We start from the raw sequence: 13228 nt of genomic DNA, 5'->3' as shown, positions 1-13228 counted from the left end.
ATGTCCTGTTTGGTTGTTAGCTGTCGAGGTAGTCGTCGCTGGTGCGAACGCGAGGACGCTCACCTCCCGCCATGGGCGAGTTTTCCCCGTGGAACTGGGATTTCACGCGACAGTCGTCACACATTTTGATGAGCTGGACATTATCCGACCTGGTGTACATCCAGTGCTGGTTTTCGAGCTTTTCGATAATCCGGTTAATGGTACTGGCCACGCCAAACGGCGTACCGCACTTGATGCATTCAAACGGCTCCTCACCATGCAGTGCGCGGGCACTCAGGGCGGCTTTCGACACATCCAGCTGAGGCACCAGCGTGATGGCGGTCTCCGGGCAGGTGCTCTCGCAAACGCCACACTGCACGCAGGCATTTTCGGTGAACTGAACCTCCGGGCGGTCCGGGTGATCGCCAAGAGCACCGGTCGGGCACAAGGAGACACAGGCCAGACAGAGCGTGCACTTGTCGGAGTTGATTTCGATGGCGCCGTAAGGCGCGCCTGCGGGCAGAGGAATGGGCGTGTCGATGCGGTCGGCCATGGCACTGACGGTCACCCGCGTAATGTCACGACGGCCGCCCACCAGCAGTACCGGATCACTCACCCGCCCAGCATTGTCGCCGGCGGCACTGAGTTCGTCGGCCGCGATCACCCGCACCCGGTCGGGCGCGTTGTGGGTACCAATGAGCATGGCGCGGGCCAGTTCCACTTCGGCGGTCACGGCTTCACGGTCAGTGTCACTGTCCGCCAGGATCAGCACTTCGGCGTAACCGGCACCGAACGCAGCCATGATCTCGGCGTGGCCGACACGGTCAACGTGCTCCAGCCCCAGCGGCACCAGATCGTCTGCCAACCCGTCGCCGTAGCGGGCCAACCGGGCGATGGCGTCACCGCCCGCACCCAGGGTATGGAACACCAGGCGCGGAGCCTCGCCGGCATGTTCGCGATAGACCCGGGCCATGACATCCATGACCTGGGTCAGGGCCTCGAACGGGGTTTCAGTCATGGTTACCGCAGAGGTCGGGCACACCGCGGCGCAGGAGCCGCAACCGGCACAGATATCCGAATCGATCTCGATGTGATCGCCCATGGAGAAAATCGCCTTCGTGGGGCAGACGTCCAGGCAACGGGTACAGCCGCTTTGGTTGGCGCGTGAGTGCGCGCACAGCGAGGTCTCCAGCCGGAAGTACACGGTTTTTTCGAACTCACCCACCCGCTCCCTGGCGGTCAGCGCAATCCGCTCCAGCTCTCCGGTTTTTGCAGGGTCGGCCCAGAAATAGCCGTTGCGTTTCTGATAACTGGGAAACGCCGGCTCACCGCCGCGCAGGTCGATGAAAACATCACATTCGCTACGGGCAGAGACCTGGACCTCACCGTACCCGAGGGCGCCACGGCCAGCCGGATTGAGCGGTTGCAACCGGGCAAATTCCAGCCGGAAGTTGCCCAACGCGCCCCGGGCGGCGGTTAACTCACCCCGGGCCATGTCATAGTTGGCGGAGGGCAGCTGTACCGGTCCGGCATCATTAACGATGCAGGTGACGCCGAGTTCGTCCCCCACCAGTTCCGCCATTCTGACCGCCTGCTCGGTGGGACCAACAATGCAACACACCCCGGCCGACTGAATGGTTTTCGCAGGTGCCATCGGCGCCGGCAGTTGGGCTGCGGCAACCAGCGCGGCCTGCTTGGCATGCAGGCGCTGCGGTTTCGCCCCGGGCGCGCTCCAGCCGGCGCGATCACGGATGTCGATGGTCGCCAGGGGTGCGGCCTGCTGAGTTTCCGCGTAGACGTCCTCGCCCAGACGCTCGAACAGAGCGGCCTGCTGGCCACAGGCGATGAGCACGTCGTGGCGGCCGCTCAGGTGTTCGGCGGCCGTACGCATCTCTGAGCCACAGAGCTGATCCACAACGACCACCTGCTCAGCGCCTGCGGCCGCCTGCAGTGCCGCCGAATCAATGGACTGGGATTTGTCGCAGGTGCATAACAGTAGGGTTTTAGGTGATGTCATCAGGGTCATACTCTTTTCGTTATTTTTATACGTATACGGTTTTGATACAGCCTGCTTTCGAGCATGCCACAGCGGTTCGGCATTGGACAATTGGATGATTGGATAATTGTTAGCCGTCTGCTAGCTTCAAATAAAAAGAGAGTTGCCATGACCCGTCGCACAGAGAGTTGGAAACGAGAGTTACTCGTGGGTGCCGTTGTTCGCCGCGCGCCGGGCGTGACCCGATGGGCGCGGGATATCTGGAAACCCGTCGCGGTGGTTCCGGGCGCCCCGGAGGCGTTCTGGAAAGAAATGGTGCGCGACGGCGACGTGGTGGATTACCACGCCGGCACCGTGGCCATGGAACTGTTCCGTGCTGACGTGGAGTCCTACCTGGTCTCGTTGAATATGGCCACGCCCTCGGTGTGGATCATCATGGATCGGGATGAAACCCGCCGCTCCCCCTCCGGCTGGTTCGTCAGCGCCATCACCGCCAGTGCCTATGAAGCTCAGGACGCGCTCGACAGTGGCGAGAGCATCGTCGAGGCGGTGCCGATTCCGGAATCCCTGGCGGCCTGGATCAAAGAATTCGTCGACATGCACTACATCGAGGAGCCCTTCAAGAAGCGCCGTCGCGACAAGCACCGCGTGGACGGCATAGAAGACGGCAAGGGCGACGCCCGCATTCGCCAGGAAAGCGATGTGTTCCGGGCTCCGTCCAATATCAAGAAACCGAGAGTGCACTGATGGCCGAATCACGCTTACAGCGCTGGGCCCGCAAAAAGGCCGAAGCCAGCAAAGAGGCCGAACCCGCTTCCTCCTCAACCATTGAAACCGCGGTACCGCCCGACGAACAGGAACTCGCGGTCAACGAAACCCTGTCCGAGCACGAATTGCTGGCAAAGTACGACCTGCCCGACCCGGACGCCATCGAACTGGGCACCGACATTACCGGGTTCATGCGCAAGGAGATTCCCGAGCTGCTGCGGCGCCGGGCGTTGCGCTCGCTCTGGAAATCCAACCCGGTGCTGGCGGTGCTGGACGGCCTGAATGACTACGACGAAGACTTCACCGACGCCGCCACCGCCGTCAAGGGCGTGCAAACGCTCTACAAAGTGGGCGAGGGACTGATCGACAAAAGCGCCCGGCCCGACCCAATGCAAGAACCGCCGACGGCAGAGCAGACACCCGAACCGGCGGAACCTCCCGCACCCCAGATGGCCGCCGCAGAAGTGGATACGCCCGGTCCGGACAACGCGGCCGGGTCCCTCCCCGCCGCCGACCAGGAGGACCCCGCGCTGGCCCGCGCTGAGGCCGAGCCGCCGCCGCGCTATCGCCCACGAATGCGTTTTGACTATTAGCCCGTTAGTCAGAATCTCTGTTGCGTGGCTGTGTGATCAGGGCTATAAATTAATGAACAAAATTTAAACAAAATAACAACACGAGAGAGACACCTTGTCCAACACGGCTGAAGTTCAGTGCCCGCGCTCGGTCAGCAACGAAGACCGGGCGCGCGCCCAGATGTACCAGTTGCTAGGCACCCTGCTCGGTAACCCCCCGTCACGCGAGCTGCTCAAGGGGCTTGCCGCCTTGCAGGGTGACGACACCCCTTTGGGTTCCGCCTCCCGGAACCTGGCCGCACTGGCAGAACGCACTGCCCCCGGCGACGCCGAACGCGAATTCAATAACCTGTTTGTCGGTCTTGGCCGCGGCGAGTTGCTGCCCTATGCCAGTTATTACCTGACCGGTTTCCTCAATGAAAAGCCCCTGGCGGAACTGCGCAGCGATCTGATGGCGCGCGGTATCCAGGCCAATGACGACGTCAAGGAGCCGGAAGATCACATGGGCACCCTGTGTGAAATCATGGCGGGCATCATCACCGGTGAGTTCCCCTGCGACAGTGAGCTGCCCTCCCAGAAAGCCTTCTTCGATGCGCACCTGGCAAAGTGGGCGGCCCTGTTTTTTACCGATCTGGAGAAAGCGCAAGCGGCGGTTTTCTATGCCCCGGTGGGCTCCCTCGGGCGAGCTTTCATGGCCATAGAGGCTGACGCGTTTGCAATTCAATAGCCGGGATCTACCCGATCCCCATACCAAGGTGGAGGTGTCCAATGGACCACCCGAAACGCGATAACAGCCGGCGCAGGTTCCTGCAGCTGGCGGCCACGGCGGTTCCCGCTGCCGTGGCCGCGGCCGTTGCACCCAACGCCGCAGCTGAGGTCGTCAAGAGTGATGCGCCGAAAAGCCGCGGTCTGCGTGACACGGAGCACACACGTAAATATTTCGAGTCGGCTCGCTTCTAGGGACGCGTGTGTCGTTCAAGGTTGCGAAAGGCCCTTGAATGACCGCACTTCCGGCTGAACGAGAACAAAAAAAGAGAGGTATGTGACATGTTAAGGAAGAAAACCAACGGGGTAGCGAAAGGCTCCCGTGCGGGATCTTTACTTTCATCCCTCGCTGCAAAGACGATGGACCGACGCGGTTTTCTGGCTGCCTCAGGGGTGACCGTCGGTGGCCTGGCAGCTTTGTCGATGACGTCCACGCGCGTCAAGGCTGCAACCCCTTCAACGGAAGGTGGCGAGGTTGTTCGCAGAAAGTCAGTGTGCACTCACTGTTCGGTTGGCTGCACGGTTGAAGCCGAGGTTCAGAATGGTGTCTGGACGGGCCAGGAGCCGGGCTGGGACAGCCCCTTCAATATGGGCGCCCACTGCGCCAAGGGTGCCGCCGTGCGTGAGCACGCCCACAACGAGCGTCGCCTGAAATACCCGATGAAAATGGTCGACGGCCAGTGGCAGAAGATTTCCTGGGAACAGGCGATTAACGAAGTCGGCGACAAGATGTTGCAAATCCGCGAAGAGAGCGGCCCGGATTCGGTCTACTGGCTCGGAAGCGCGAAATTCTCCAATGAACAGGCCTACCTGTTCCGCAAGTTCGCCGGTTACTGGGGCACCAACAACGTTGACCACCAGGCGCGGATCTGTCACTCCACCACGGTCGCCGGTGTCGCCAACACCTGGGGCTACGGTGCGATGACCAACTCGTACAACGACATCCACAACTCCAAGGCGATCTTCCTCATCGGGGGCAACCCGGCAGAAGCACACCCGGTGTCGCTGTTGCACATTCTCAAAGCCAAGGAACAGAACAACGCACCGCTGATTGTCTGCGACCCGCGTTTTACCCGCACCGCCGCCCATGCTGACGAATTCGTGCGTTTCCGTCCGGGGTCAGACGTTGCGCTGATCTGGGGTCTGTTGTGGCATATTTTTGAAAACGGCTGGGAAGACAACGAGTTCATCCGCACCCGCGTGTACGGCATGGAGGACATCCGTGAGGAAGTGAAGCGCTGGAACCCGGAAGAAGTCGAGCGGGTTACCGGCGCCCCGGGGGCGCAACTGGAGCGCGTTGCCCGCACATTGGCCAACAACCGCCCGGGCACCGTAATCTGGTGCATGGGGGGGACCCAGCATACCAACGGCAACAACAACACCCGCGCCTACTGCGTGCTGCAGCTTGCACTGGGTAACATGGGCGTCGCCGGCGGCGGCACCAACATCTTCCGGGGTCACTGCAACGTTCAGGGCGCCACCGACCTGGGCGTACTGGCCGATACCCTGCCCGGATACTATGGCCTTGCCGCGGGCTCCTGGGCGCACTGGGCCCGGGTCTGGGAAGAGGATCTGGACTGGCTGAAGGGTCGCTTTGCCACCATGGACAAGGATGGTAAATCCCGCGCCATGATGAACGAGAAGGGCATTCCCGTATCCCGCTGGATCGATGGCGTACTGGAAGCGAAAGAAAACCTGGAGCAGCCGGACAACACCCGGGCCATGGTGCTCTGGGGCCACGCGCCCAACTCACAGACCCGCATGCTCGAGATGAAGGAAGCCATGGAAAAGCTGGACCTTCTGGTGGTGGTGGACCCGTTCCCGACCGTGTCGGCCGTGCTGCACGATCGCAAAGACGGGGCCTATCTGCTGCCCTCGACCACCCAGTTCGAGAATTCCGGTTCTGTTACCGCGTCCAACCGCTCACTGCAGTGGCGTGAAAAGATCGTCGAGCCACTGTTCGACTCGAAGGTCGATCACGAAATCATCAAGCTGTTTGCCGACAAGTTCGGCTTCACCGAGCGCATGTTCCGCAACATTGCCCTTGAGGGCGACATTCCGGTGACCGAAGACATTACCCGCGAGTTCAATCGTGGCATGTGGACCATCGGCTATACCGGACAATCGCCGGAGCGCATCAAGAAACACATGGCGTATCAGCACCACTTCGACAAAACCACACTGCGTGCGGCGGGCGGACCCTGCGATGGCGATGTCTACGGCATGCCGTGGCCATGCTGGGGCACCGCCGAGATGAACCATCCGGGTTCCCCGAACCTGTACGACATGTCGGTACCGGTGTCCAAGGGCGGCCTGACGTTCCGCGCCCGCTTTGGTGTTGAGCACAACGGCCAGAATATCCTGGCAGACGGCGTGTACTCCAAAGACTCCGATATCAAGGACGGCTATCCGGAATTCACCATGCAGATGCTGATGGATCTGGGCTGGGATGGGGACCTGACGGCGGAAGAACGTGCCACCATTGACGGCATTGCGGGTCCCGAGACCAACTGGAAGACGGATTTGTCCGGCGGCATACAACGGGTGGCCATCAAGCACGAATGCGCCCCCTTCGGTAACGCCAAGGCCCGCGCCATCGTGTGGAACTTCCCGGACCCGGTGCCGGTTCACCGCGAACCGCTCTACACCACCCGCCGCGATCTGGTCGAGGATTACCCGACCTACGCCGACAAGCATTTCTGGCGCGTCCCGACCCTGTACGAGTCCATCCAGAAGAAGGACTTCAGCAAGGACTTCCCCATCATTCTGACCTCTGGCCGTCTGGTCGAGTACGAGGGTGGCGGTGACGAAACCCGTTCCAACCCGTGGCTGGCGGAACTGCAGCAGGACATGTTCATCGAGGTGAATCCCCGTGACGCCAACAACCTGAACATTCGTGACGGCGAGGACGTCTGGGTTTCCGGCCCGGAAGGCGGGCGCATCAAGGTGAAGGCCATGATCACCGAGCGGGTTGGCGAAGGCGTGGCCTTCATGCCGTTCCACTTCGGCGGACATCTGGAGGGCAAGGACCTGAGGGACAAGTACCCCAAGGGCGCCGACCCCATCGTCCTGGGCGAATCCACCAACACGATTCAAACATACGGGTATGACTCGGTCACGCAGATGCAAGAGACCAAAGCCACCCTGTGTTCGATTATGCCAGCATAATAAGAGGTGTAGAAAATGGCTCTTGAAGGACAAGCACGCGCAAAATTCCTTTGTGATGCCGAGCGCTGCATCGAATGCAATGCTTGCGTAACGGCCTGTAAAAATGAGCATGAGGTCCCCTGGGGCATCAACCGTCGACGCGTGGTCACCATCGAAGATGGCAAACCCGGAGAGCGTTCGATCTCGGTAGCCTGCATGCACTGTTCAGACGCGCCCTGTATGGCCGTCTGCCCGGTGGATTGCTTCTACCAGACTGAGGACGGTGTGGTGTTGCACTCCAAGGATCTGTGTATCGGTTGTGGGTACTGCTTCTACGCTTGCCCCTTTGGTGCGCCCCAGTTCCCGCAGGCGGGTAACTTCGGCAGCCGGGGCAAGATGGACAAGTGCACGTTCTGTGCCGGTGGTCCGGAAGAGGACAACTCCCAGGCCGAGTTCGCCAAGTATGGGCGCAACCGGATTGCAGAGGGCAAACTGCCCATCTGTGCGGAAATGTGCTCAACCAAAGCCCTGTTGGCCGGTGATGGCAACGAGGTGGCGGATATCTATCGCCAACGCGTGGTGAACCGTGGTTTCGGTTCTGGCGCCTGGGGATGGGGCACAGCCTACGAGAAGAAGGGCGCTTAAGCCCAACTGATGGATCCGGGGCCCTAGTGCCCCGGAATTCCTTCGGGCAACCGCTTCTTATTGTCCATTCCGCTGGAGTGTTCTCATGAACATGAAACTGTTTGGTGCCGCGGTGTTTGCACTGGCGACGCTGCTGGTCAACCCGACGTGGGCGCAGGAGACCGCCGAGGTCGACCGGTCCAGCACCGGGGGTGCTCAGACCCTCGAAGACATCATGGCCCGTCAGCAACAGATGAAAGTTGACGAGTCGTTCCGCTCAGAAAATCTGGGCAACCCTGACAAGGCGCCCGCCATCAGCGAACCGCTCGGCACCCGCGGAGGTGTCTCGGACGCCGACACCTGGCGCGGCATTCGCTATAACGACAGTGACATCACCACCCAGGCCCGCAGCCCGGCCGCTGATGTTCTGATCCAGGACGGCGGCATGCCCTGGTACAAGCTTCGTGAAGGCCCGGTGCTCACCTACGGCGGCCTGGCGCTGCTTGGCATCATCGCGTTGCTGACCGTGTTCTACTTTGTGCGCGGACGCATCAAAATCGATGGCGGACCCGCAGGGACCACCATCGAACGCTTCAAGGCCATCGAACGCTTCGGCCACTGGTTGCTGGCCGGCTCGTTCATTGCCCTCGGCCTCACCGGCTTGATTACCCTGATGGGACGCAGCTTTCTGATCCCGGTGATGGGGCCGGACGCCTTTGCGACTCTGGCAGCAGGCTCCAAGTGGCTCCACAACAACGTGGCCTGGGCGTTCATGCTGGGTCTGGTCATGACGTTCGTCATGTGGGTCGCCCACAACATCCCCAACAAGCTGGACTGGCAATGGCTCAAGGCAGGCGGCGGCATCTTCACCAAATCCCATCCGCCCGCCAAAAAGTTCAACGCCGGCCAGAAGATCATTTTCTGGACAGTGATGATTCTGGGCTTCTCGGTGTCACTGTCTGGCCTGTCACTGCTGTTTCCGTTTGAAATGCCGATGTTTGCCAAGACCTTTGGCGTAATGAACAGCATTTTGGGCACCGATTTCCCGACGGTTCTCGCGCCCCACGAGGAGATGCAGTACGCCAATATCTGGCACTCGATCGTGGCGTTCGTGATGATGGTCGCCATCATCGCTCATATCTACATCGGTTCGGTGGGTATGGAAGGTGCGTTCGATGCCATGGGTAACGGTCAGGTAGATGTCGAATGGGCGCGCCAGCATCATGATCTGTGGGTGGCCGAAGTCGAAGCCAAGCAGGCGAAAGGAGAGTCAACGTGAAGGTCATGATTCTGGCGTTTGCCGCCGCCCTGGTGATTGCTTTTCTCGCCCCGGAAATACTGGAGCAACTCGGCTGGTCCACCGCCGAACAAGGCAGCAGCGCAACGAGTGTGCGGCTTGACTGATCAAACCGCCGCGCTGCAGGAGGTTCACCAGATCGACGCCATCGGACTGGTGTGCCCCCTCCCGATTCTGCGTTTGAAAAAACGCACCCAACATCTGCCCAGCGGAACACGGGTCGATTTTCTCGCCGACGACCCCAGCGGCCGTGGCGACCTGCAGTTACTGTGCGAAGTCACCGGCCACAGGATTGAATGGATCCGCGAGGAAGACGCGGGCGTGATCCGTTATCGCATCTGTCTGGCCTGACGCGACTAAGTTCGTCGGCACACGGTCAGGACAGGTTGTGACGCCGGTATTCATCCGGCGTCACGTCGAACCACTTTTTGAACGCCCGCCGGAAATTGGCGCTGTCGTGATAGTTCAGCAATTCTGCCATCGCCTCGATCGACAGAGTGCCGTCCCGTAGATAACCGATCGCCTGCTGCGAGAGAATTTCGTTTCGCAGTTGTCGAAAACTGCTCCCCTCGCGCTTCAGCCTTCTCGCAAGCGTTCGCTTGCAGACAAACAGCATCGCGGCGGCCTCGTCTTCGCTCAAGGTTCCGGGCGGGTGCGACAGCAGCATTCTCTTGACCTGGTAGGTGCAAGTTTTCTGATCCGGATGCAGTTGGGTAAGCATGGCCTCGCACTGTTGCAACGCCATCCTGTAATTTTCATCGTTAGCGGACGCGTTCGGAATCCGGCACACCGCCAGCGGCATTCTCAGCCTGAACGCCCCGGCCCCGAATTCTACGGGGCCGGGAATATGGTCGGCATACCGGTCTCCGTAGGCCGGCCTCTGGTGAACAAAGCAACTGACCGCCTCCTCCAGGGGGCGGCCCACAATGAACTCGGCACTTTCAAAAAAGATGGTGACGGCGATCTCGCTCAGCACCCGATGCAGTTCTTCCTCGTGCACCCTGTCAAAGCTGCAGGTGACCTCCAGCCAGTCTCCCCGGGTTTCTAACTGCAGCCGGGCAAGGCTCATACGGGTTGGCAAAAATTCCTGGAATGCCCGCAACGCGGTATGCAGATCGGGGCTGCTGTTCACCAGAAACCCCATAGCACCGTGAGTCGGCGAGGTCAGGCGACGCCCTATCCGGAAACCGAAAGCTGCATCATTGGCCATACGCAGACTGTTCTGCAGGATCTGCAATTGCTTTTGGGGTGTCAGCAAGGTGTCCTCCCGCAGAAACTGATCGACAGACAAACCGGTCATCGCCAGCAAATCGGACACGTCCTGCGTCTGAAGGCCCAACTCCCGGGCAATCAGGCGGCTGTAGTTCGAGGGAATACTCGCAATGCCGGAGTCGATGGTGGTCATAGGGCCTTCTTGTTAATCCGTTGGCGTTGATCAGGCGGCCTGCCTCAAACCCATCCCGCCGTACCCGAGTGTCTTTAAATGACTCCCTAATGTCAATTTATGACCTGCCGCCGCCGCACTGCAGCACCTAATCTGGCCGCATCACTGCTAATTCCGGACACAACAGAAGCGAGAGGGTTATGGGTCAGATCACCTTCATTGAGCACAACGGCACAGAACATGTCGTCAACATCGAGGAGGGCCAGTCACTGATGCAGGCGGCTGTCGATAACGACGTACCCGGGATCGACGCCGATTGCGGCGGCGCGTGCGCGTGCGGCACCTGCCACGTAATCGTCGATCAACACTGGATTCAGGCCACCGGCGGCATCCAGGCGGATGAGCAGGGCATGCTGGGACTGACGCCGGAGAAAACCGAGACCTCTCGCCTGTCCTGCCAGGTCACCGTCACGGAGCACCTGGATGGCATGGTTGTGCGCCTGCCCGAATTTCAGATGTGATTACCACAACACTTCAAAGGTGAAGCATGAGCCTACTGCGCCCGTTACTTGAGCCGGTTATCCAGCCGGCGCTGGATAAAGCCACCGCCATTATCCCGATGCACTGGCAGATCAGAGGCGCTCACGCGTTTCAGGGTCTCAAACAACGGGCAGGCCGAGCCCGCCCGATTCCGGTTTTCCGCGAGACCCCACTGCCGGATGTGTCGACGCTGGCGCTCCGGGATATCGATGTCAGCAACCCGTTCCTGTACCGGCAGGGGTTATGGCATTCCTATTTCAGGCGACTGAGGGATGAATGCCCGGTGCACTATCAGGGCAACAGTCCGTTTGGCCCGTTCTGGTCGGTTACCCGTTACGAAGACATCATGTTCGTCGACACCCACCATGATCTGTTCTCTGCCGAGCCGATCATTTCCATCGGGCCACAACCCGAGGGGCTGGAGCTGGAAACCTTTATTGCCATGGATCCGCCAAAACATGATGTACAGCGCCAGGCGGTGCAGGGTGTTGTGGCGCCGAAGAATCTGGCGCAAATGGAAAGCCTGATTCGCAGCCGTACCGCGGATGTCCTGAATCAACTGCCGGTCAATGAGCCGTTTGATTGGGTACAGAAGGTGTCCATTGACCTCACCTCGAGGATGCTCGCCACGCTGCTTGATTTCCCGCTCGATCAGCGTCACAAGCTCGCTTACTGGTCCGACGTAGCCGCAAGCCCGCCGGAAGCCACCGGCGGCCTGTCCAATACGGACGAAGCGTTCGACGTTGCCACCGATATGGCCAGAACCCTGTCATTGCTGTGGCGCGAGAAAGAGGCACGCCTGGCCGCCGGCGAAGAGCCCGGTTTCGACCTGATCAGTTTGCTGCTGGCCAACGACAGCACTCGCACCATGATCAACCGTCCCATGGAGTTCATGGGCAACATGGTACTGTTGATTGTGGGTGGCAACGACACCACCCGTAACTCGATGACCGGCGGTGTGTTGGCGCTCAATCAGTTCCCCGATGAATTCGCCAAACTCAAAAAGAACCCCGCCCTGATACCCAACATGGTGTCCGAGATCATTCGCTGGCAAACGCCGCTGGCCTACATGCGCCGGGTTGCCAAACAGGACGTGACCCTGAACGGGGCAACCATCCGCAAGGGCGACAAGGTTGTCATGTGGTATGCCTCGGGCAATCGCGATGAACGGGCGTTTGATGAAGACCCGGACCGCTTCATCATTGACCGCAAAAATGCCCGCAAACACCTGTCATTCGGCTTTGGCGTCCATCGCTGTATGGGTAATCGGCTGGCGGAAATGCAGTTGCGGATTCTGTGGGAGGAAATCCTGAAGCGCTTTGATCACATTGAGGTGCTGGAGGAGCCGGGCTATGTGCAGTCGAACTTTGTCCGTGGCTACACCCGGATGCAGGTGAAACTCACGGCGAAAACCTAGCGACAGGGGCCGGGGCGAGGCTCACGCGCCCCGGAACCCCTTGGCCACCAGGTACACTTCCCGGGACCGCGCCCGTGAAGAATCCGGCTTGCGGATCACCACCTTGTCGAAGGACTCACGCACGGCTTTGACATACTCGTCGTAGCCTTCACCGTGGAATACCTTGGCGACAAAACTGCCTTTGGGCTTGAGCACCTGACAGGCCATGTCCAGCGCCAGTTCCACCAGATACATGGAGGCGGCCTGGTCGGCCACATTCACACCGCTGATGTTGGGTGCCATGTCGGAGATGACCACGTCGGCACGGGCGCCGTCCAATGTCGTCATGATCTCGTCAAACACCGATTGCTCGGTGAAATCCCCCTGAATGAACTCGACCCCGGCGATGGCATCCATGGGCAGGATGTCCGATGCCACCACGCGGCCTTTGTGGCCCACCAGCTTCGCGGCCACCTGGGACCAGCCGCCCGGCGCAGAGCCCAGATCCACCACCAGTGCCGTGGGCTGGATCAGGCGGTCCTTGTCATTGATCTCCAGCAATTTGTAACTGGCACGGGAGCGGTAACCGTCCTGCTGTGCCTGCTTCACAAAGGGATCGTTGACGTGCTCTTCGAGCCAGCGGTTACTGCTTTTGGAACGGGCCATGGGGTGCCTTCTGCTCACTGCGGGAAAAGCCGCATTGTACGCCTGCCCAAAGCCCACCGCAAAAGCCGCCCAATGCCTGACAAGGCCCCTGCCC

General features: G+C 60.3%; 14 protein-coding genes. 11 read left to right on the top strand and 3 right to left on the bottom strand.

Features of this window, described 5'->3' with window-relative positions; translation table 11 throughout:
• Positions 1-16: 16 nt before the first annotated feature.
• Positions 17-1996, bottom strand: a complete 1980-nt coding sequence (locus MLC70_RS09370; RefSeq protein WP_248183344.1) for a 4Fe-4S binding protein — start codon at positions 1994-1996, stop codon at positions 17-19.
• Between the two features lie 147 nt (positions 1997-2143).
• Between MLC70_RS09370 and MLC70_RS09365 the strand changes: the two genes are divergently transcribed.
• The 9 genes from MLC70_RS09365 to MLC70_RS09330 all read left to right on the top strand — a co-directional run bounded on the left by MLC70_RS09365 (position 2144) and on the right by MLC70_RS09330 (position 9499).
• On the top strand, positions 2144-2722 hold the full coding sequence (locus MLC70_RS09365; protein ID WP_248183342.1) for a DUF3305 domain-containing protein: 579 nt from the start codon (positions 2144-2146) through the stop codon (positions 2720-2722).
• Positions 2722-3336 carry a DUF3306 domain-containing protein gene (locus MLC70_RS09360; RefSeq protein ID WP_248183341.1) on the top strand — a complete coding sequence of 205 codons (615 nt, stop codon included), beginning with the start codon at positions 2722-2724 and terminating at the stop codon, positions 3334-3336. The genes MLC70_RS09365 and MLC70_RS09360 overlap by 1 nt, the downstream gene beginning before the upstream one ends.
• A 94-nt stretch (positions 3337-3430) precedes the next feature.
• Positions 3431-4042, top strand: a complete 612-nt coding sequence (locus MLC70_RS09355) for a TorD/DmsD family molecular chaperone (protein WP_248183339.1) — start codon at positions 3431-3433, stop codon at positions 4040-4042.
• A 41-nt stretch (positions 4043-4083) separates the two neighbouring features.
• A complete protein-coding gene (locus MLC70_RS09350) occupies positions 4084-4275 on the top strand; it encodes a ubiquinol-cytochrome c reductase iron-sulfur subunit N-terminal domain-containing protein (protein ID WP_248183336.1) in 192 nt (63 codons plus the stop codon).
• A 165-nt stretch (positions 4276-4440) separates the two neighbouring features.
• Positions 4441-7248 carry a formate dehydrogenase subunit alpha gene (locus tag MLC70_RS09345; RefSeq protein WP_248183334.1) on the top strand — a complete coding sequence of 936 codons (2808 nt, stop codon included), beginning with the start codon at positions 4441-4443 and terminating at the stop codon, positions 7246-7248.
• Between the two features lie 15 nt (positions 7249-7263).
• A complete protein-coding gene (fdh3B, locus tag MLC70_RS09340) occupies positions 7264-7872 on the top strand; it encodes a formate dehydrogenase FDH3 subunit beta (RefSeq protein ID WP_248183333.1) in 609 nt (202 codons plus the stop codon).
• Positions 7873-7957: 85 nt separating this feature from the next.
• The gene (locus tag MLC70_RS09335; protein ID WP_248183332.1) at positions 7958-9130 is read left to right on the top strand and encodes a formate dehydrogenase subunit gamma; all 1173 of its coding nucleotides are present in this window, start codon (positions 7958-7960) and stop codon (positions 9128-9130) included.
• Positions 9127-9255, top strand: coding sequence for a hypothetical protein (locus MLC70_RS18555; RefSeq protein WP_282448412.1), 129 nt, complete (start codon positions 9127-9129; stop codon positions 9253-9255). Before MLC70_RS09335 ends, MLC70_RS18555 begins: the two co-directional genes overlap by 4 nt.
• Positions 9248-9499, top strand: a complete 252-nt coding sequence (locus MLC70_RS09330; RefSeq protein WP_248183331.1) for a sulfurtransferase TusA family protein — start codon at positions 9248-9250, stop codon at positions 9497-9499. Before MLC70_RS18555 ends, MLC70_RS09330 begins: the two co-directional genes overlap by 8 nt.
• A 25-nt stretch (positions 9500-9524) precedes the next feature.
• Here the strand turns inward: MLC70_RS09330 and cypR are convergent, their stop codons facing one another.
• Positions 9525-10553, bottom strand: a complete 1029-nt coding sequence (gene cypR / locus MLC70_RS09325) for a transcriptional regulator CypR (protein ID WP_248183328.1) — start codon at positions 10551-10553, stop codon at positions 9525-9527.
• A gap of 179 nt (positions 10554-10732) precedes the next feature.
• On the opposite strand from cypR, the gene MLC70_RS09320 reads away from it, so the two are divergent.
• Both MLC70_RS09320 and MLC70_RS09315 read left to right on the top strand, forming a co-directional pair.
• Positions 10733-11053, top strand: coding sequence for a 2Fe-2S iron-sulfur cluster-binding protein (locus MLC70_RS09320; RefSeq protein WP_248183326.1), 321 nt, complete (start codon positions 10733-10735; stop codon positions 11051-11053).
• A gap of 26 nt (positions 11054-11079) precedes the next feature.
• Positions 11080-12489: a cytochrome P450 gene (locus MLC70_RS09315; protein WP_248183322.1), complete on the top strand. Its 1410-nt coding sequence runs from the start codon at positions 11080-11082 to the stop codon at positions 12487-12489.
• A gap of 21 nt (positions 12490-12510) precedes the next feature.
• Here MLC70_RS09315 and rlmE read toward each other — a convergent pair whose 3' ends face one another.
• Complete coding sequence (gene rlmE, locus MLC70_RS09310) at positions 12511-13134, bottom strand: 23S rRNA (uridine(2552)-2'-O)-methyltransferase RlmE (protein ID WP_248183320.1); 624 nt, start codon at positions 13132-13134, stop codon at positions 12511-12513.
• Positions 13135-13228: the final 94 nt, after the last annotated feature.

This window comes from Marinobacter goseongensis (assembly GCF_023156235.1).
GTDB classification, from domain to species: domain Bacteria; phylum Pseudomonadota; class Gammaproteobacteria; order Pseudomonadales; family Oleiphilaceae; genus Marinobacter; species Marinobacter goseongensis.
Note: the sequence above shows the minus strand (reverse complement) of the source record. Positions and strands in the feature narration are given on the sequence as shown.

Bases quoted from the DNA above. Each gene is read 5' to 3' on its own strand.
- fdh3B (WP_248183333.1), top strand. From the start codon at position 7,264: ATGGCTCTTGAAGGACAAGCACGCGCAAAATTCCTTTGTGATGCCGAG.
- MLC70_RS09350 (WP_248183336.1), top strand. From the start codon at position 4,084: ATGGACCACCCGAAACGCGATAACAGCCGGCGCAGGTTCCTGCAGCTG.
- MLC70_RS09315 (WP_248183322.1), top strand. From the start codon at position 11,080: ATGAGCCTACTGCGCCCGTTACTTGAGCCGGTTATCCAGCCGGCGCTG.
- MLC70_RS09320 (WP_248183326.1), top strand. From the start codon at position 10,733: ATGGGTCAGATCACCTTCATTGAGCACAACGGCACAGAACATGTCGTC.
- MLC70_RS09335 (WP_248183332.1), top strand. From the start codon at position 7,958: ATGAACATGAAACTGTTTGGTGCCGCGGTGTTTGCACTGGCGACGCTG.
- cypR (WP_248183328.1), bottom strand. From the start codon at position 10,553: ATGACCACCATCGACTCCGGCATTGCGAGTATTCCCTCGAACTACAGC.
- MLC70_RS09370 (WP_248183344.1), bottom strand. From the start codon at position 1,996: ATGACATCACCTAAAACCCTACTGTTATGCACCTGCGACAAATCCCAG.
- MLC70_RS09345 (WP_248183334.1), top strand. From the start codon at position 4,441: ATGGACCGACGCGGTTTTCTGGCTGCCTCAGGGGTGACCGTCGGTGGC.
- MLC70_RS09365 (WP_248183342.1), top strand. From the start codon at position 2,144: ATGACCCGTCGCACAGAGAGTTGGAAACGAGAGTTACTCGTGGGTGCC.
- MLC70_RS09360 (WP_248183341.1), top strand. From the start codon at position 2,722: ATGGCCGAATCACGCTTACAGCGCTGGGCCCGCAAAAAGGCCGAAGCC.
- rlmE (WP_248183320.1), bottom strand. From the start codon at position 13,134: ATGGCCCGTTCCAAAAGCAGTAACCGCTGGCTCGAAGAGCACGTCAAC.